This window comes from Micromonospora craterilacus, assembly GCF_003236315.1.
Lineage (GTDB): Bacteria > Actinomycetota > Actinomycetes > Mycobacteriales > Micromonosporaceae > Micromonospora > Micromonospora craterilacus.
Map to the genome: position 1 here is coordinate 1 of NZ_POTY01000548.1, position 537 is coordinate 537.

At 76.7% G+C, this 537-nt stretch carries 1 protein-coding gene; it reads right to left on the bottom strand.

All coding sequences use genetic code 11. From position 1 onward, the window contains the following. Positions 1–537: glutamate mutase L (locus C1I95_RS34365; RefSeq protein ID WP_199524051.1), on the bottom strand; the 537-nt coding region annotated here is incomplete at both ends.

The following is a 537-nucleotide window of genomic DNA, read 5'->3' on the forward strand; positions in this document are numbered from 1 at the left end:
CCACCCCCGGGGCGCTCCACCGCATCCCCAGGTCCCCCTCCACGGTCCGCGCCCGCCACAACGCGCCGGCCACCTCCCGGCCCGGCCCGCTGGCCCGCTCGTCGGGAGTGAGCACCGAGTACACGTCCGTGGTGGCGCCACCCACGTCGACCACGGCCAGATCACCACCGACCACATCGGCCAGCGCCTCCACCCCGGTCAACACCGCGTCCGGGGTGGCCGCCCGCACCAACCGGGCGAACCGGCCGCCCCGGGACAACCGCTTACCGCCGATCACGTGCCGCAGGAACACCTGCCGGATCGCCGCCCGCGCCGACACCGGCGCCAGCACCCCGATCCGGGGCAGCACGTTGTCCGCCACCGTCACCGGCACCCCCGCGCCGGCCAGCAGCCCGTGCAGGTCGTCCCGCACGTCGACGTTGCCGGCCAGCACCACCGGCACCCGCCAGCGGGCCCGCGCCAACCGCGTCGCGTTGTGGGTGAGCGTGTCGGCGTCCCCGCCGTCGGTGCCACCGACCAGCAGCACCACGTCCGGGC